Origin of the sequence: Neobacillus rhizophilus, from assembly GCF_018343535.1 — a bacterium.
GTDB lineage: Bacteria > Bacillota > Bacilli > Bacillales > Cytobacillaceae > Neobacillus > Neobacillus rhizophilus.
Map to the genome: position 1 here is coordinate 476,088 of NZ_JAGYPF010000001.1, position 18,820 is coordinate 494,907.

An 18,820-nucleotide genomic window follows, 5' to 3' on the forward strand; every position below is an offset into this window, starting at 1 on the left:
ATCCCTATTATTTTTGAGTTAATAAATCATATAAAGCTAATGTAACAATTTTGGTCGATTTTAACAGATCATCCACTTTAATATGCTCGTCAGCACGATGTCCATTAGCCTCAAGGAGTGTACGCGGACCGGCCCCAAAGAGGACGACAGGAATGCCTGCTTCATAAAAATGACGGGCATCCGTATATAATGGCACTCCGTTCACCAGCAGTTCTCCACCCATAATTGTTGTCCAGTTAGTAGAAATGGATTGTACTAAAGGCGAATCAACTGGGACAGGCCCGAAAGCGCGCGCCAGCAGAATTTGACTGATGTCTGCCTCCACCCCTGCATAGCTTTCCAGTGCTTCAGCGATGACGTTACGAATTTCAAGTTCAGCAACCTGAGGATTTTCCTCTGGAATAAGCCGTCTGTCAATGCGGATGGTCGCCTCATCTGGTACAACGTTTGTATTAATACCGCCAGAAATTAACCCTACTACGAGATTAGGAGAATCGATTCCAGGGACATTTGATTTAATTTTTGAAAAACCTTTTCTGTATTCGTATAATGCACTTAATACGCCGGTCATGGCTTCAAGAGCGTCGTGGCCATATTGCGGTTCAGCCGCATGGGCAGATTTCCCCTTCAATTTCACTTCCAAATGAAGGCAGCCGTTATGGGCATTCACCAGCGAATAAGTGAATCCTGGGCAAATTGCCATATCCGGGTTAATTAGTCCTTTATCAAGCAGCCATTTTGGCCCAATATCCCCGCCAGTTTCTTCGTCGAAGGTGAAGGCAAGAGAAATTTTGCCCTTTAGGTCAGCCTGTAGCTTTCTTAAAGCTAAGACAGCAAATGTATAGGAAGCAATGTCCGATTTTGACACAGCAACGCCGCGGCCATACATTTTTCCATCGACCACGTTACCGCCGTACGGATCTTGGGTCCAGCCGAGGCCAGGTGGCACTACATCGCCATGAGAATTCAGAGTAATTTCAGGACCTTCGCCGCTTCCGAACGTAGAGTATGCGACCACATTGGATGCTCTGATCATTCCAACTGCCTTCACTTTTTCTTCTTCTACTTCATTAAGTGATACGTTTTCCAATCCAAAGTCATCGAGGCGCTTATAGATATGTTCAGCAATTGCTTGGCAATCTCCAGGTGGATTATCTGAAGGGATTGAAACAAGCTCTTGCAAAAACTTAATTAGTTCAGCCTGGTTTTCCTCAATATAATTGATTAATTGCTGCTTCTCTGCGCTTAATGTGTTTGTTTTCAATTTACTTTCTCCTTTTCCATATTTGAATTTTTAACTGTTAATTGGATCACAGTATCCAGCAAGACTTTGGCACCCATTTCGATGTCTTTTACGGCTGCGAATTCAGCAGGGTTATGGCTGATTCCTTCTTTGCAGCGGACGAATATCATTCCTACCTTTGTAAGGTCTGCCATCGCCATGGCGTCATGACCTGCTCCGCTTATTAAGGGAACGGCCCTCATCCCATTTGAGAGAATAGACGATTCAATGGCAGCGATAATTTTTGCTTCACATAGTGTAGGGTCAGTTTCCATTATTTTTTCAACCCGGAAGGAGAGATTGCGTTTTTGGCAGATGGTGTTCGCGGCATGAAGAATTTCGTCAATCACCCTTGATTTTCTGACTGCATCGGTATCACGAATATCAAGCGTTCCCGTCACTTCCCCTGGGATGACATTGCTTGCCCCCGGATTTACCTGAAGCTTTCCGACAGTTGCCACAATCGGCGCGTTCTCTTTAGCTAATTTTTCTATTGCTAAAATGATTTCTGCCGCTCCAGAAAGAGCATCCCTGCGAAGGTCGAGGGGCACGGTTCCAGCGTGACCAGCAAAACCGGTTACTTTAAAAGAAAACCTGGAGGCACCCGCTATTCCGGTTACTACTCCACATGGAAGGCCTTCTTTTTCTAGTACAGGACCTTGTTCAATATGAAGTTCTATGTAACCAAGAACGTCATTTGCAGGTCTTGCGGCTGATTTGTATTGATACGGTTCTAAACCCAATTCCTCAAGAGCACTTGCCAAGGTGATACCTGTTTCATCTGTAAGCTCTAATGTTTGTGGAGAAAAGGTACCGGCGACGGCCTTGCTTCCAAGGAAGGTGGAGTGAAATCTGACCCCCTCTTCATCGCTAAAGCCGATGACCTCGATTGGATGGTCCAGCCGAGTGTCATTTTCATAAAGCACCTGAACTATTTCGATTCCGGCAATAACACCTAACATCCCGTCATATTTTCCACCGTTAATAACGGTATCAAGATGGGAGCCAATCATTAACGCTGGAGCGCTTGGTTTTGTACCTTCGTAGCGGCCAATTATATTATTGAGATTGTCGACACGAACCTTCATGCCGGCATCACTCATCCATTTTTTCACCAAATCTTGGCCTCTTTGAAACTCTTTTGTAAATGATAGTCTCGTTACCCCATTTTTTGTTTCAGAGATTTCAGCTAATTCCTCCAGCCTTTGTGATATTCTTTGGCCACAAATCTGTCCTTTTTTTACCTCCAAACAAATCACCCCTTGTCTGGTTTATTTTCGTTGCTTATTACAAAACCTCGTTTCATATTGTTCGTGATTTTATTTTATCATCACAAAATTAAAATAGCAAGATTTTTCAGATAACTAATTTCATATAAAATATGTGCCTTAAATGATAATATTATTATTCTATTTGATTCCATATTTTCCTTTTTGCTACAGAAAAATGCAGTTGTTTTTTTGTTGTGAACTATCAAACTTTTAGGCAAAATAAAACACCGCCGTCATCGACAGCGGCAATTAATTTATGCAATTTTCGTTTCAAAAACCAATAGCTTAAGTTTTTTTCTGGCCCGGTAGATCTTTGTTTTTACCGTGTTTGGATTCAATTGAAGTACATTTGCGATTTCCTCTTCTTTTAAACCTTTTGTGAACTTAAGCATCAGTAATTCCTGTTGCTCATATGGCAACGTCCCGATTGCCTCATTGATCTCTTCAAAAAGCAAACCTGTCTCAACTTCCTGCTCCACATTCTGTTTTGTTTCTTTGCCCATAAGTTCAAGCAAATCGTGTTCAAAAGGGACAGCTTTTTTTCTTTTCTCACGTCTGATAAAATCAATGGCGGTTCTGGCTGCAATCACCGATAGCCAAGCTCCCATTTTTCCTTGCTCCTCAATCGTTCCCGCCTTATTTAACGCTTTAATGAACGTTTCTTGAACGACATCTTCGGCGTGATACCGGTCTCTCGTAATGGAATAGCTAATCACAAACAACCGTTTATAATAGAGCGAATAAAGCTCTGTGAAATCCAGTTCCATCTCCCGTTCCCTTTCTAACGCTATTTTTTTCCTGCGCTTAATCCGCAAGCCGCAAAGTAATAATGACTTTAAATAAATCGCCATCCGCTTCAATATCCAATTTCCCATCATGAAGGTCGATAATTGATTTGACAATGGCAAGACCGAGACCTGACCCGTCTGTATGGCGGGAGGTATCGCCGCGCTTGAAACGTTCAAACAACTCATCGACATTATCGCTCAGCTCATATTTGGAGACATTTTTAAACGTGATGAGGGCTTGATGTTCCACAGTTTTAATGGAAATATAGACACGTGTATTTTCATGCGAATATTTCAGGATATTGCCAATTAGGTTATCAAAAACTCTCCACAGCTTCTGGCCGTCGACAAGGGCATAAATCGGCTGCCCTGCTTGGTTAACCCGGAATTGCAGACTGGATGCACGAATCGTTTCATCATATTCTGCGAGGGCCTGCTGCAATAGCTGGTCAAGGTCCACTTTTTCCTTTACCAACTCAACACTGCCACTTGCCATTTTTGATACCTCAAACAGGTCATCAATCAACACCTTTAATCGCTTTGATTTTCGGTCAATTATTTCGAGATATGCTGACTTTTCCTCCTCCGACACATCATTGCCCTTTAATAATTCCGTATAGGTAATGATGGAGGTCAGAGGCGTCCTAAGATCATGGCTGACGTTTGTAATAAGTTCCGTTTTTAATCGTTCACTCTTGGCCTGCTCGGACTGAGAGTGCTTCACACCCTGCTTCAGTACATTAATATTGCCTGCCAATGTGGCCAAAACGGATTTCCCTGTTACATTAAGGTCCTCCCCAAGTTTTCCAGCCGCCAGCTCATTTGTTTTTTGGAAAATACGATTAAAGTAACCCACTTTTTTAAACAAAAACATTCCAAGTGGAAACCCTGCTACTGCTAACAGCAAAATATAAAAGACGACAAAAATAGGATTAATCGCCACCATCAAAGCTGCTGCGCCGATGAAAAACACGGCGGCAAGCAGAATGAAAATCTGCGTTCCTGTGCTTTGATCAAGAAATGCTTCAACTATGGTCGTCCGGACGCTTTTGAAAACTTTCTTACCGCTGCGCCATGTTTTAACCGATAAACTCTTCTGCCATTCTGCCTTCAGCCTAGTCCAACTTTTCAAATCCACCAGTAGAAATTTCCACTGTACATAAGCGAAAGCTACAAAAATGGATGTCCCTAGCAGTCCAATTCCAATTTCGGTGGCTAATATATAGAGATTGTTATAGATATTATAAAAATTGTCATTGACTACAAAGATAAATATTACGGCCAAAAGTGCGGTGAGCAGAAAAAGTCCCACTCTAATATCAATCGGAAGCTTGTTATAGTAAGACCGCCAACTTTCCAATTGCGCGTTTACAGCCGTTATTTTTTTTGAAAAATAACGGCTTAACAGCAAGCCGATGATGCCTGCCAGGCAGTAACTCAGAACAATCAGCTGATTGCGTTTAAAATCCTTGTACTGATCCATCAGAGGGGACGATGCGGACAGCGTTTTGGCAATTCCGATTTGACCTTCCAGTGTTTTTTGTGTGTTGACTCCCAACACATCGGCCAAGTCCTCATACCCACCGGGACCATAGTGAATGAAGTAATCATTTGTTATGCTAAAATCGGTTAGATAAAGCATATCTTTTTGTTTAAGCTGATTATCATTATTTTGATTGCTATAAACTTTTCCAGTTTCCGGATCTTTAAAATAGTAGGTAAATTCTTTTTGGTATCTTAAAAAATCATACTTGAATTGGTCTCTTTTCTTAAAATACTCGTCAATTTTCGTTTCTTTTTCTTTGACCACCTTTGGCTTTACCCAGTCATCGCTGGCAAAATTGTTGCTGATGTCCTCTATTTTAGCGTCTCTTTCTTTAATTAAGGCATTGGCAATATCATCATTTTTCGCTGCTTGAGCGTCTTGAATACGAGATTCATATTGAGCCCGGATGTTCGAGATTTGCTGATCTAAACCGCCATAGCGGTACCGATGCTCATCAATTTCGTCTTTCGTAACAGTGATGGCGGCTTTAGCCTCATCCGGCGTTGTCTCATTTAGCTCAAACATGCTTAAATACCCGGCAAATTGATCAAGCTCACTGTTAAAATCCGGTGTATGGAAAAAGTCACGGTTCATGTATTTAGTTCCCGTGGAAAAAAGGGTCAGAATGCCGCTCAACGAGAACGTTAACAGAAAAGCCCAGAGGTAGATCAAAATACTACTTTTCCATTTTGTAGCCAATGCCCCACACCACCTTTAGAAATCTAGGATTCTTAGGATCGATTTCAATTTTTTCACGGATTTTCCGGATGTGAACCGCCACTGTATTTTCCGCATTGTAGCCTGGCTCCTTCCAGACCCGCTCATAAATTTCATCAATAGAAAAGACCCGGCCAGCATTGGTCATCAACAGCTCGACAATCTTATATTCTATCGGCGTCAGCTTGACCGGCTCCCCATGTACCGTCACTTCTTTTGCTTCTTGGTCTAGGGTAAGACCATTTAAATCAATTACTTTTTTGATTCCGCCATATGTACCTAATGTGACATACCTTCGCAGCTGAGATTTCACGCGGGCGACAAGCTCCATCGGGTTAAAAGGCTTGGTTACGTAATCGTCCGCACCGACCTGAAGGCCCAAAATCTTATCTGTATCCTCGGTTTTCGCGCTTAAAATAATGATAGGAATATTTTGTTTTTCGCGGATTTTAAAGGTTGCAGAAATCCCATCAAGCCGAGGCATCATGACATCAAGGATAATCAGGTGCACAGTGTGTTCATTTAATATTTCAAGCGCTTCAATCCCATCCTTAGCCTTGAGGACAGTGATTCCTTCATTTTTGAGGTAAATTTCGATGGCATCGCGAATTTCCTTTTCATCATCGACGACCAGCACAAAATAATTGTTCAATTCTCTCGCCTTCTTTCTTGCTTCAACATGTCTATATCGTAAACAGCAAATCTTAAATTCAAGTCAGGATAAATCTTAAGAATTTCTTAAGGTTTTATGAAATTGGCAAAAGAGGGTAAATAATTCAAATCTACCATTCTAAGGATACCAATGTTTTTTCAAAGAATAAACCTCTCTCTTGATAATTGGTAATATTTTGAAGTATAAAAAGATAGAGGGTTTCTAATATTTTTCAGTGGGAGGTTTATATGGAGGGATTATATTATTCTGATCAATATAGGTGTTGGGAAGGGCGGATTAGTATTAGACGATTTGATGATGAGAAATTTTCATTACGCTGCTTTGTTGATAGCACAAATCCCCTAACTGAAGCAGATCATCATACTTTGATTTATGTAGAGGAGCATTTTGCGGACATCTATGAAAATATTTTACGTACACTATTTGAGTGGCAGCAGTCGGAAGGTATGACTTGGGAGGTGTTTGATGAGGAGAAATTGACATTTGATCGTATCCGATTTGATTCAAAGGAAGATATTCATCCACTCCTTGGTGAGCCGTTATTAGAGATTATCCCTGGCAATGAAAAAGAAAACCAATCCTATTATTGCATAAGATTCGATCACTGCCTGCTTTCGATTGAGCATGGCCTCGATGCCTTGTGTCATAAGAGTGACGTCATTGAAATCGAGGCCTGCGAAATTACCTCCCTTTTAGAAACGCTCTCCTACTTTGAACCGGACTGTACACGATGGAAAAAGGATTTCTGGAAGTAAAATTCAAATTTAAAGCGAAACTATTTAATGAAAGAGATGCAGTTAGGGAGATGTGGTTGTTAACATAGCCTTTTACCTGCTCTATAACGACCGGGAACGGATTTTCTCAACTACTTCGGGTATATTAATCATTCATAACGACCCTAACCGACTTTTTTTAACTGCCTCAGTCGTTATGAGAGTGCTCATAACGATCGGAATGGTAGGTCAACACTGCCTCAAGCGTTATATTCATTTAAATAGATAATACTGCCTAATTAAACAATTTCTTAAACTCTCCGTATCCTTCCTCCTCCAGCTTTTCCTTTGGAATAAACCGAAGTGCAGCCGAGTTTATGCAATACCGAGCCCGGTCCGGTCCAGGACCGTCATCAAATACATGTCCTAAATGCGAGTCTGAGGTTTTCGCACGGACCTCAATCCGCCGAAGTCCATGCGAGGTATCAAACCTCTCATCGAGTTCGATACGACGCAATGGCCTAGTAAAACTTGGCCAGCCGCAGCCTGCATCATATTTATCAGTCGAGCTGAAGAGCGGTTCTCCCGAAATGATATCAACATAGATTCCATCCTCTATATGATCCCAATATTCGTTTTGAAATGGTGGTTCTGTAGCGTTATTCCTGGTTACCTCGTATTGGAGCGGTTTTAACACTTGACGAAGTTCTTCGTCGCTTTTGCGTTTCTTCCAATTTTCACGAATGAATTTTGCCCGGCCGGAAGCTTCGAAATAATGGTTATAGTGAAAAGGGATTTTCTTATAATAATTCTGGTGCTTTTCTTCAGCCAAATAAAACGGGCCTGCCGGCATAATTTCAGTGACAATCGGCTTTTGAAAGCGGCCGCTCGTATCCAGTTCAGCCTTTGATGCTTCAGCCAACTCCCTTTGAATATCATTATGATAAAAAATTGCCGTCTTGTAAGACTCGCCTCTGTCACTGAATTGCCCACCGGCATCAGTCGGGTCGATTTGCCGCCAAAAAATATGGAGCAATTTTTCATAGGGGAATATTGACGGGTCAAACGTAATTTGAACTGCTTCATAGTGTCCGGTCGAATCTGAGCGTACATCTTCATAAGTGGGATTTTCCTTGTGCCCGCCAGTGTAGCCGGATATGACCTCTTTAATCCCAGGCTGTTCATCAAACGGCGATACCATGCACCAAAAGCAGCCGCCAGCGAAGGTTGCTTTTTCGAGTTGTTGAGACATTTGGATCTCCCTCCTTGAATTTATTACTATTACTAATTGTATCAAAAGGACTGACAGATTTTAATTTTACCATTTCTTACAAATACTTTCCGAATATGTAGAAATACTTTCCCAATTAAGGCTTTTATTTTCCAAAATGAAACATTTACTTTCCAAACTAACCACTATACTTTCCACTTTTAACAAAATACTTTCCAACCGCAAAATAAATAAAGAAAAGGCACCTAAACCAAAAGGTGCCTCCCTACATTAAATAACCTTTTTTCCCTGATCCTTACCGCTGCTCATTTGCCCCTGATCAGCAGGTCTCTTCGACCAATACGTTGCAAGGATAGGTCCAGTAATATTGTGCCAAACTGCGCCGCAGACACTTGGGATGGCGGCTAGTGGGCCAAAATGGGCTGTTGCCAGCGCTACACCCAAACCGGAGTTTTGCATGCCAACCTCAATTGAAATAGCCCTGCGATTCCCCTCATCAAGCTTCAATACAAGGGCGGTTAAATAACCAAGCAGCAGGCCAAACGCATTGTGAAGCATTACAGCTACAAAAGTTGTCAGTCCCGCAGAAGCAATTTTATCAGCACTACCCGAAACAACTGCTGATACAATCAAGATAATCGCAACAACTGATATCAACGGTAATACAGTGATACTTTTATCCACAACCTTCGGAAGAAATTTCCTAATAACAATCCCTAAGATGATTGGAAAAATAATGACCTGAACGATCGACATAAACATCGCCATCGGATCAACAGGCATCCATTTACCGCCAAGCAACAAGAAAATGGCTGGCGTTGCGATCGGTGCCAAAAGTGTGGAAATGGAAGTCATCGTAATCGAAAGTGGAACATTCCCTTTTGCAAGGTAAACCATGACGTTTGATGCCGTTCCGCCTGGGACGGACCCTAGAAGAACAAGCCCTGCAGCCAATTCAGCTGGTAAATTCATGAAATAGGCAATTAAAAAAGCGGTAATCGGCATGATAACAAATTGCGCACAAACCCCGATAATGACCGGAATAGGATTGGTAATTACCAGTTTAAAATCAACTGCTTTTAATGTCAGACCCATTCCAAACATAACTACGCCCAATAAGATAGTAATATATCCTTTAAAAACTAAAAACGGAGCAGGTACAATAAATGCAATAACCGCAATTAAAATTACCCACACGGCAAAATATTTTCCAGCAATCGAACTAATAGATTCCAATATTTTCATCAGACTAACTCCCGCTTCACTTTGATAAGTTTATTTGGATTCAAGAGGTTTTCTGGATCCAGAGCCAGTTTGATTCTTTCCATCACCTGCAGCGATTGTCCGTGCTCCCGCTCCTGATATTTCTGCTTTCCTACTCCGACTCCATGTTCTCCAGTACAAGTACCGCCTCGTTCAAGAGCATCGATCACGATGACTTCATTGAATTCTTCTGATTTTCTAATTTCTTCAGGGTTATTCATATCAATCATAATGAGCGCATGAAAATTGCCATCACCGACATGCCCCACGATGCCTCCTGGCAAATCTAATTTATTTAAAGCCTCTCTTGCATTATCAATGGCTGCTCCCAAATCTGAAATGGGTACACAAACATCTGTTGTCATCATTTTTTTACCAGGATAGCCGTGAATAAAAGCATAGGCCAAATTATGACGGGCTTCCCATAGCTGGTTTAACGCAGCCTGATCGGTTTCATATTCAATGCCTTCACACTGATAGTCGGCGACGATTTCCTTCATAAATTCCACGTCCTGTTTTAAGCCTGCCTCGTTTCCGTGAAATTCCATAAACAATGTTGGCTGTTCCTTATAATTCGTATCGTTAAACAAGTTTACTTGTTTCATAGAGGGTTCGTCGACAAGCTCCACTCGTGCTACAGGAATTCCTGCCTGTAAAATGCCAACCACAGCCGAGACGGCATTCTGGACGGACGGAAATGATGCTCGCGCTGCCATCACATATTCCGGAATACCGTAGACACGCAACGTTAACTCAGTGAAGCAGCCGAGCGTTCCTTCAGACCCGACAAACAATCCGTTTAAATGCAGGCCGGATGAAGATTTTTCCGCTAAGTTACCAGTATGTATCACCGTGCCGTCTGCAAGAACAACCTCTAAATCACGGACTTGGTCGCGCATCACTCCATATCTGACTGCTGTCGTTCCGCTGGCATTCGTTGCTGCCATACCTCCTAAGGTTGCATCCGCTCCCGGGTCAACGGAGAAAAACAGCCCATATTTTTTGAGTTCTTTATTTAACTGGGTGCGCGTAACTCCCGGCTGTACTCTCACGAGGAAATCATTTTCCCTTACTTCTAAAACCTTGTTCATAAGAGAAAAATCTATCGTAATTCCGTGGTCATATGGAATGATGTGACCTTCTAAGCTGGTTCCTCTTCCAAATGGCACGACCGGTACTTTGTATTGACTAGCCAGTTTCAATATCTTACTTACTTCTTCTGTCGAAGCAGGAAAAACAACTACATCCGGCAAGCTTGGGGTATGATACGATTCATCCTTGCCATGCTGCTCTCTAATCGTTTCATTGATGGATACTTGTTCAGCTGGTAACACACTTTTCAGCGAAGCTACCAATTCTTCGGTTGTTAACATTACTTTCACCTGATTCCTCTAAATTTCTACGCAATAGGTCATACCAATTTTTAATCACTTGAAATTGGTCCAACCTTTAATTTATTATAGTGAATAGTCTGAAAAAATCAACCATTTTGAATTATAAAATTGTAACTGCTGAAAAAATTTTTGTATGATAATATTATGATGGTTGGTGAAATTGAGAGGGATGAAAAAAGACATGCAGCAGCCAAGGAAAAAAGCATATGAAGTGGTCATTGATCAAATAAAAGAATCTTTTTTAAATGGAAAACTTCCTCCAGGAGAAAAGCTGCCAACGGAGAGAGAACTTGCGGGTTTTTTTAATATCAGCCGGACATCGGTAAGAGAGGCATTGCGGAAGCTGGAGATTGAAGGGTTTATAGAAATTAGACAAGGCAGCGGGACCTTCATAAAAGCAGTCCCTATTCCTGATTCGAAGAGTGATTTTTCCTTCTCGATCGTAAATAATAAAAAAAAATTAATATTTGAAATGCTTGAGCTACGCCGCGTTTTGGAGGTAGAATGCGCCTTTTTGGCATCACTAAGAGCCACAACCGATGACCTGGAGCAAATCCTTGATTCACTGGAATTAATGAGAAATTCCAATGATGATGTGGAACTTGGGCTTCGAGCAGATGTCAATTTCCATAAGAATATTGTCCGCGCTTCCCATAACTCTATCTTTCTCCAGTTGATTCAGTCGCTTAGCGAACGTATGGAAGATACCATTCGGGCTACCCGGAAATTGCGTTTGACTGATTCCGAAAGTGTAGAAGATACGTTTGATGAACATAAACAAATTTATTTAGCCATTGCCACAGGAGACTCCCTTCTAGCCAAACAGCTGATGGAAAAACATATTTCTCAGATACGAAAAGAGATGACTGAATTTTTCTTAGAGCAGAACAGATATAATTAAATACCTTATATAAACCTTCCAATTCACATGATTGGAAGGTTATTTATTACGCTTTAGGACGGTATCCATTTTATTTTTTTAGGGTTTACGGAAATTCAAGGTAGCGGTTCCTTTATCTATATTAAAACCATTCGAATCCGATTTCCAGACGGGTCACTAGTCTCTACAAATCCATCTTCTTTTCTTACCGATGCGCCCAACTCACGAACCCGCTTTACAACATCTTCCCTCGCTGCTTCATCCGGAAAAACAAGAGTATACCAATTAAGTCCCACACTATTTCGTGGTGGTGTCGGCGCCCCTTCCCCCTGCCAAGTGTTGATTGCAATATGGTGGTGGTACCCTCCTGTCGACAGGAATACTGCTTGCGGATAATAACTTACAATTTCAAAACCTAAACCTTTAGTATAAAATTCTTCCGCTTTTTTCAAATCCCCAACATGAAGATGAATATGACCCATGATCGTTCCCGCAGGCAGACCAGTCCATTCCGCATTACTTTCTGCCAGAATACCATTCCCATCCAGCTGTTCTGTGGCCATGGAAACTAGTCCGTTGTTCCAGTTCCATTCACTTGAAGGACGGTCCCGATAAACTTCTATCCCATTTCCGTCAGGATCGTTTAAATACAATGCCTCACTTACATAATGATCAGCAGCGCCTAACGGGTAACCGGACTCAAGCAAATGGCGTAAAAACACTGATAAATCCGCACGCGTTGGCAAGAGAATTGCAAAATGATAAAGACCGGAGGTATGTTCCACCTTCGGAATAACATCTTTAGGCTGCTCCAGTGTTAATAACGGGGTTTTTCCATCAGTTGTTAAAACCGAACGGCCGTCTGATCTTTCCAATATCTGCAAACCAATAATATTCTGATAAAAAGTAAGCGAGTAATCCAGATTTTTTACGTTTATGCTAACTTCTCCGACATAAACATTAGGTTTCTGATGGAATTTTTCCATTTGCCTCAATCCTTTTTTATTTATTTTAAGTTTTATTTTCAAAAATTATTATCTCGATTTGGAGATATTCTCAAAATACAAAAAGTGTAAAGGATATATTCATTGAAAAAGGAGATAAACTTCGCCCCATTATTGTTTCCATATAATCATTAAAATTTTATTTATTACCACAACAATCCCTATAAACCAAGCAAGCTCATTTTTTCCAAGTAGAGCAAGCAATAAGACTGGCAGGCCAAACACAATGATCTCCAAAATAAAATAAAAAGGTTCAGATAATTTTATCGGTGCTTTTGGGGATCCCATCAGTCCCCATATTACAGCCAAAACTAAAGGGCCGCCAACCGCTAGAATCCATTGAACAACAAGACTCTCTCCAGTTTTATACCCCCAATAACCCACTGCGAAAAGAGAACAAAGTTCTAACAAAAATCGCAACGCAATATTAATTGACTGCAGACCGGCAAGCAAGCTCATTTACAAAATCCCCCGTTCATTTGGATTATCCACTTACACATCTTCCAAAAAACTACCTATATTAATATTTTAACTAATTATATTAGTTTTATCAAGAGGTTTTAATCTCCCCTTGCTATAAATTTTGTTTTAAGTTAATTAAAAACTTTTAGTGTTGGAAGAACTTAAGCAAGAAATTTCATTTTAAAGTGGGAACGAAGATGAACTGGAATATCCCCCTTAGTTTTATCGATAATAATATTATGTAGACTGACTGTTAGAACAGAACTTGAAGATTCCATGATGGGCCAAATGCTCATCCAAATTCCATTGCTATTTTTATTTTTTTCAATGCCTTTTTCTACTCTGAAAGATGAGGGGATATAACTTGGATAATTTTTGGATTGTTCCCTTTGGACAATTTAAAGAGAGCTCCACCATTTTTTGGGCGAGGCTCTCCTGCTCCCAATTATCCTTCATCAATAAGAAGAAATACATCTTCCCCTTCTATAATTGTTTGATAGCTTTTCACACAGCCAATATCTGGCTTTTGAACTACACCATCTTGCAAACAAATTTTCCAATCATGCATCGGAAAAATACTAACTCACCGCTAATTTAAATAAATAAAGGAGCATCCCTTTTTCCATAAAAGAGAATGCTCCTTCAATATTTCACTGCTTATTGGCTTACCTCTTTCAAGCACATACCAAAATACAAAAAGCGTAAAGGATATTTTCATTTTTAAAAGATGAGATATACATCTTTACCATTATTATTTACAGGCAGGTTCTGTCTTATAAGTTTAACTTTAGGTAGAAATAGTTTTAAGGATTAGTAACTTCAAATCCTAAACGGATTGCCGGTATTGAACTGCCTGGATGATCTTCTCCGTAGGTCAACTGCGGTGCAAGGTAGATATCAGGCTTCTGTTGTTTTCCTCTATAAATTCCCGGGTAAAAGTCAATAATATGGTATCCTGGTTCGCCTGAAGCAACCATGTTTACAATTACTGTTCCGGCAGTGTTAAAGCCGCAGACGTAACCTACGTAAGCATTATCATAAGTGATATTATAGGTATTATCATATTCAGTCCAGCCTACCCCTTTTATCTCTATCTGGACTGGGGTTCCGGCAGGGCCTGAAGTTTGTGTCATTTTTACAATAGACGGAGTAATGCTTAGGTAGGTCTGTCCATAAATTTTTCCATTTACTTTTAAATCAATTCGGTGCGGGATTCCTCCTAAGTCATCGGGAACTGGAAATGATTTAGTGAATGAACCTTGGTCATCAGTTTGAATCGAAAATAAATCTAATTGCTTTTCACCAAATCCATTTCCGGAAACACGGCTTCCTCTCATTGTATTAAAAACTAGATCTATTTTTTGATTTTTTGGCAGGCCGCTTGCACTCATTTTTACTGATTCTCCCACCACTCCGGAATCTTTATCCAGGGTTACTTTAACTCCTGATTCATTTTTTAGCTCAGGCATCACAACCCCGCCATCTGCAGCAGTTGGAATCGCTTCAACTCGCTGAGTTTTATCGATTTTTTCATCAGTTACAGTAAATGTGAAAAATGGGACCGGTAAATAAGAGGTTGGGGCTTGTTCATGATTTATATAAGCCATCCCTAAGTAACCATGCCAAATCGTCAAAGTATGCTTTCCAAGTCCACCCGATGCGCGCATCTTGGCGACAGCTTTTCCATCAGTAGTTATGGCGGTCAGAAGTCCAGTAAACTTATTATCATATGTTAACTGCCAGTTCCTTTCCATATCCGCATAACCAATTCCGTCAGCAGTAATGGTGATTTCAGTGCCAATTGGTCCCGATTCAGGTGACATTTTAAAAGTTGGATTTACCTGGATGTTTGCTTGTGTCATTAATTTATTCCCTTGTTTGACATAGATGGTGTGGTTTCCGCCGAATCCACTCGGAACCGAAAAGTCTCCTTCCATTTGTCCATTCCCATCACTTTTACCGCTTGTTAATGGTACCACCTTATCCTTAAACGAAACGCCGGTAAATTCATACAACCCCTTCAAATCGTATTTACCTTCAACGGTTTTCCATTCAAGCTTTGTATCTGTATTCGGTTCAAGCCCCTTTATCGTAAACTGTACCGGTGTTCCAACCACTCCTTTTTCCGTTGAAAGGATGATTTCACCAGGTAAAACAGGCTGCGTTTCCTGTTTTGTTTGATCCTTTTTAGTTTCTATCGTTCCACTCTTATTTTCAGAAGATTCCTTTGCTGTATTGGTACTGCTGCAGCCAGATATCACAAATAAGAGAATGAAGACTAGGCCGAGATAAATATTATATTTTTTCCTGTTTTTATTCATGTTTTAACTCCTCTAAATATATTAAACTCTGATATTCAAAGAAACGAGGAGCTCCGTTCTGCTCCTCATCTCGAGTCAAGTTTATTAATTGGTATCAGTGGCGTCGATAATCGTGAATTTATGATTTTTTGGTACCCAGACATCAAGAATATGGCCGTTTTTGCCATTTACCTTTACTTTAAATTTGTAGTTATACTCTCCTGTTGGGAGGTCAATACCCTTTCTCTCAATTGGCCCCTCTTTTATACTTTTGAAGTAAAGAGCACTTACCCAAAATGGCTTTTTGGTATTCGGGTCAACTGTTGTTCCATCAGGTGCTCTATGATATTCAAAAGGCAATTCTAAAACCCTTTGACCATTACTAGTAATCTCAACATAAATGGTAAAATCATCATTTAAGGCTAATGCTTGTTCTTCAGTACTAAATTCACCTATCCCCGCGGTAAAAACAATGTGCTCACCCGGAGTACTCTTGTTAAACTCATGTTTATCGGGAACACAGCCAAGCGCCCCTGAAATGATCCCATCCATTGGCTGATGATAAAATGATGGGAAATTAGGTATCAAACTATACGGAACACTAGTTCCTCCACTCTCTAACGTGATTTGATTTGGCATAATCTTCATTTTACTCTTTGCATCCGAACTAAAACCCGATAATGGAATAGCAATTAACCCGGCTAATGCTACGGTATAAAACCACTTCTTTTTCATCCACTTTCCCCCTTGAAAAATACGAAATAACTCCTAGGTAAATGGTAAAATACCTAGGAATGTAAAACAATTAATAGTCTAAGAGTACTATTTGTCAGCGCTTACATGATAGTTGTTTTTTTTCCAAAAATTTCAACATCATTTTTAAACCGTCGACAACTACAAATTAAAATAACCAGTCAATCAAATGATTAACTGGCCTCTTATTTTTTAAAATTATGCCCCAACCTCTGGCATTCCCAAGCTCTGTTGGCCATTCAGGCCTGTATATATTTGCTCAATTTCATCCCCTGTTAAATCGCCCCGCTTAAGCAGTTCTTCTGCAATGGCGTGGACGAAGGCAGCATTCTCAAGAACCAGCTTTTTCACATTGGTCATTTCATCCTTTAACAGCTGGTTTATTTTTGTACGAAGTGCTCTTAAGCCATCGGCTCTCGACCCTAAGGCAAGCCAACTGAACAATTCATCTCCCATTCCAACAATACCGAGGTACGCACCGGCAAGCTCTGTCGCCTGCCGCAGGTCAGATGTGACGCCATTTAATTTTTTCCCGAGGAATTCTTCCTCGACTGCCCTGGCAGCGAGACATACTTGAATTTCCGCAAGAATTTCACTGTCACTTCGGTTATATCTTTCATGGGTTGGTTTCGTGGCCGCAAGACCGAGGGCACCGCCACGCCGAATGATGGTAACCTTCCAAACACGTTCATGCGGTTTCAACAGGTACTGTGCCACTGCATGACCAGCCTCGTGATAAGCAACATTGCGTTTTTCATCTTCACTCATTGAACGAAGCGGCTGTTTGAGCCCCCATTCATATGTTTCCATTGCGTTTCGGAAATCCTCATAGCTGGAAACCTGTGCCCCGCGCTGGTGAGCGATGACAATTGATTCGTTGACAATATGCTTAATTTGGGCTGGACTATAGCCGATGGTGTCTAGTGCAGCACGTTCTGGAGTCAGCGACTTATCACGCTTGATTTTTTGAAGATAATATAAGAAGACGTCTACCCGACCATCATAATCAGGGGAATCGACCCAAAGCTTTCGGTCGAAACGGCCGGGTCTGAGCAGCGCTTGGTCAAGAACATCCGGGAGGTTGGTCGCTCCAATCGTCAAAACCGGAGGCCGTTCAGCCTTTTTACGCCTTAACCCTAGCGTGCGCAGAAGCTTGGCAAACCAGGAGCTGTCAATATTCGGGGGATCCATTTGCAGAAGGAGCTCATTTAAAAGGCCTGCGCCGCCCATACCCATCATCCCTCCCATCATTCCGCCGCCTCCGCCGCCTGATTGACGGCTCATTCCGATGGCATCAATTTCGTCGATGAAGATAATGCAGGCGCCATATAATTTGGCAAGTTTTCTTGCTTTTTTATACAAACCCATGACTTTAAGGTTTCCTACACCGAAGAACATATTTTGAAAGCTAGGGGCAGATGCATAGGCGAATGGTACTTGTGCTTCATTCGCTATGACTTGGGCCAAGTAAGATTTTCCTGTCCCGGGCGGTCCGCAAAGCAATAATCCCCTTATAGCTTCGCCCCCCATTTCCTTAAATTCCTTCACACCTTTAAGGAGGGTGACAATACGCTTGGCATTTTCTACAATTTCAGGGTTTCCCCGATAATCATCCCAAGAGGAACCTGTTTCACCTGGCAAGATCCAATAGGTTCTCCCCCTGGCCAGAAACCAAAATAGAGCAACAAACTGAATAATCATAAACATCATGGCAAAAAACAATTGGAAGACAAAACCTAAAATAGTTATCGCGATATTCCATGCTGCGGGTCCTCCTTTTACCAACAGCATGACTAAAAACACGAAAACCGCAACCCAGAGGATAATTTTCCGCCATTTGACCCACTGATAGTTCCTCAAGGTCTCACATCCCTTCTTAAATTTGTGGAATATTTTATGAAAAGTAGGCTTCCATGTTGACAAGAAAGGTGTCGGGCATGAAGAAATATTTTCATCAAAAAAACCCTCCGAAAAGGGAGGATTTCTATAAACCAAATTATTTAAATTTCTTATATATATCAAATAAATACTTGAGAGAAATGGCGATACCGCCAATAAAATAGAAGGTTACCAGTATCCATCCTGACGGGTCTATGGAGAGCATTGAAATGAGGATATTTAATGGGAAGATGAAGTAGAGGACATCCTTAAGATAGTCTAAAACTAATGTTGGGCTGAATGAGCCTTTCCAAAATGATTTTACAAAAGCTATCAGAAAATCAATAAGCATAAGTCCGAAAGCAGCCCACAACGTATAGAGCATCCAGTCTGCAAGTGCAAAAGACATTATTCATCACCTCCTTACTACATAATATTCGTGCAGAATTAGCTGGTGAGAATAGTGAAAAATTTAATTATAAACAAAATAGTTTAAAATTAGACAAGATATTTAAGTAGGTAGAATTCATGACTTAGCAAAGATATCCAAAGATGTACGATTGGGGAAATTCTGTTTTTGTTTGGATCCGTGATACAATTGTATCTTTGTGTATTCAGATATGATCCAGAAGATTAAAGCTAATTTAGATTAATCCTGAAAACAA

Annotated in this window: 16 protein-coding genes and 1 pseudogene; 2 read left to right on the forward strand and 15 right to left on the reverse strand. The window is 40.9% G+C overall.

The window, feature by feature from the left end; translation table 11 throughout:
• Positions 1–7: 7 nt before the first annotated feature.
• The 5 genes from KHA99_RS02300 to KHA99_RS02320 form a co-directional block, all read right to left on the reverse strand.
• Positions 8–1,264, reverse strand: a complete 1,257-nt coding sequence (locus KHA99_RS02300) for an ArgE/DapE family deacylase (protein WP_213115813.1) — start codon at positions 1,262–1,264, stop codon at positions 8–10.
• Entirely contained in the window at positions 1,261–2,532 is a 1,272-nt protein-coding gene (locus KHA99_RS02305; protein WP_213115814.1) for an allantoate amidohydrolase, read from the reverse strand. Before KHA99_RS02305 ends, KHA99_RS02300 begins: the two co-directional genes overlap by 4 nt.
• 275 nt (positions 2,533–2,807) lie before the next feature.
• Positions 2,808–3,404 (reverse strand): RNA polymerase sigma factor, encoded by a 597-nt coding sequence (locus tag KHA99_RS02310; RefSeq protein WP_249366395.1) that lies wholly within the window; start codon positions 3,402–3,404, stop codon positions 2,808–2,810.
• Positions 3,358–5,586, reverse strand: a complete 2,229-nt coding sequence (locus KHA99_RS02315; protein WP_213115815.1) for a sensor histidine kinase — start codon at positions 5,584–5,586, stop codon at positions 3,358–3,360. The genes KHA99_RS02310 and KHA99_RS02315 overlap by 47 nt, the downstream gene beginning before the upstream one ends.
• Entirely contained in the window at positions 5,564–6,256 is a 693-nt protein-coding gene (locus tag KHA99_RS02320) for a response regulator transcription factor (RefSeq protein WP_213115816.1), read from the reverse strand. Before KHA99_RS02320 ends, KHA99_RS02315 begins: the two co-directional genes overlap by 23 nt.
• Positions 6,257–6,504: 248 nt before the next feature.
• Between KHA99_RS02320 and KHA99_RS02325 the strand changes: the two genes are divergently transcribed.
• Positions 6,505–7,032, forward strand: a complete 528-nt coding sequence (locus KHA99_RS02325) for a hypothetical protein (RefSeq protein ID WP_213115817.1) — start codon at positions 6,505–6,507, stop codon at positions 7,030–7,032.
• Positions 7,033–7,285: 253 nt separating this feature from the next.
• Here KHA99_RS02325 and msrB read toward each other — a convergent pair whose 3' ends face one another.
• From msrB to KHA99_RS02340, 3 genes are all read right to left on the reverse strand, one after another.
• On the reverse strand, positions 7,286–8,242 hold the full coding sequence (gene msrB, locus KHA99_RS02330) for a peptide-methionine (R)-S-oxide reductase MsrB (RefSeq protein ID WP_213115818.1): 957 nt from the start codon (positions 8,240–8,242) through the stop codon (positions 7,286–7,288).
• 249 nt (positions 8,243–8,491) lie between these two features.
• The gene (locus KHA99_RS02335) at positions 8,492–9,466 is read right to left on the reverse strand and encodes a bile acid:sodium symporter family protein (RefSeq protein ID WP_213115819.1); all 975 of its coding nucleotides are present in this window, start codon (positions 9,464–9,466) and stop codon (positions 8,492–8,494) included.
• Positions 9,466–10,857 (reverse strand): FAD-binding oxidoreductase, encoded by a 1,392-nt coding sequence (locus KHA99_RS02340; protein WP_213116869.1) that lies wholly within the window; start codon positions 10,855–10,857, stop codon positions 9,466–9,468. Before KHA99_RS02340 ends, KHA99_RS02335 begins: the two co-directional genes overlap by 1 nt.
• Before the next feature lie 190 nt (positions 10,858–11,047).
• Between KHA99_RS02340 and KHA99_RS02345 the strand changes: the two genes are divergently transcribed.
• On the forward strand, positions 11,048–11,779 hold the full coding sequence (locus tag KHA99_RS02345) for a FadR/GntR family transcriptional regulator (RefSeq protein WP_249366396.1): 732 nt from the start codon (positions 11,048–11,050) through the stop codon (positions 11,777–11,779).
• 116 nt (positions 11,780–11,895) lie between these two features.
• Here the strand turns inward: KHA99_RS02345 and KHA99_RS02350 are convergent, their stop codons facing one another.
• The 7 genes and pseudogenes from KHA99_RS02350 to KHA99_RS02375 all read right to left on the reverse strand — a co-directional run bounded on the left by KHA99_RS02350 (position 11,896) and on the right by KHA99_RS02375 (position 18,564).
• Positions 11,896–12,744, reverse strand: a complete 849-nt coding sequence (locus tag KHA99_RS02350; RefSeq protein ID WP_213115820.1) for a VOC family protein — start codon at positions 12,742–12,744, stop codon at positions 11,896–11,898.
• A 129-nt stretch (positions 12,745–12,873) separates the two neighbouring features.
• Positions 12,874–13,221: a YrdB family protein gene (locus tag KHA99_RS02355; protein ID WP_213115821.1), complete on the reverse strand. Its 348-nt coding sequence runs from the start codon at positions 13,219–13,221 to the stop codon at positions 12,874–12,876.
• A gap of 448 nt (positions 13,222–13,669) precedes the next feature.
• A pseudogene (locus KHA99_RS30620) lies at positions 13,670–13,818 on the reverse strand (Rieske (2Fe-2S) protein); the annotation flags it as partial.
• Positions 13,819–14,027: 209 nt separating this feature from the next.
• Entirely contained in the window at positions 14,028–15,545 is a 1,518-nt protein-coding gene (locus KHA99_RS02360) for a hypothetical protein (RefSeq protein WP_213115822.1), read from the reverse strand.
• A gap of 84 nt (positions 15,546–15,629) precedes the next feature.
• Positions 15,630–16,259: a hypothetical protein gene (locus KHA99_RS02365; RefSeq protein WP_213115823.1), complete on the reverse strand. Its 630-nt coding sequence runs from the start codon at positions 16,257–16,259 to the stop codon at positions 15,630–15,632.
• A gap of 216 nt (positions 16,260–16,475) precedes the next feature.
• Entirely contained in the window at positions 16,476–18,137 is a 1,662-nt protein-coding gene (locus KHA99_RS02370) for an AAA family ATPase (protein ID WP_213115824.1), read from the reverse strand.
• 136 nt (positions 18,138–18,273) lie between these two features.
• On the reverse strand, positions 18,274–18,564 hold the full coding sequence (locus tag KHA99_RS02375) for a hypothetical protein (RefSeq protein ID WP_213115825.1): 291 nt from the start codon (positions 18,562–18,564) through the stop codon (positions 18,274–18,276).
• Positions 18,565–18,820: the final 256 nt, after the last annotated feature.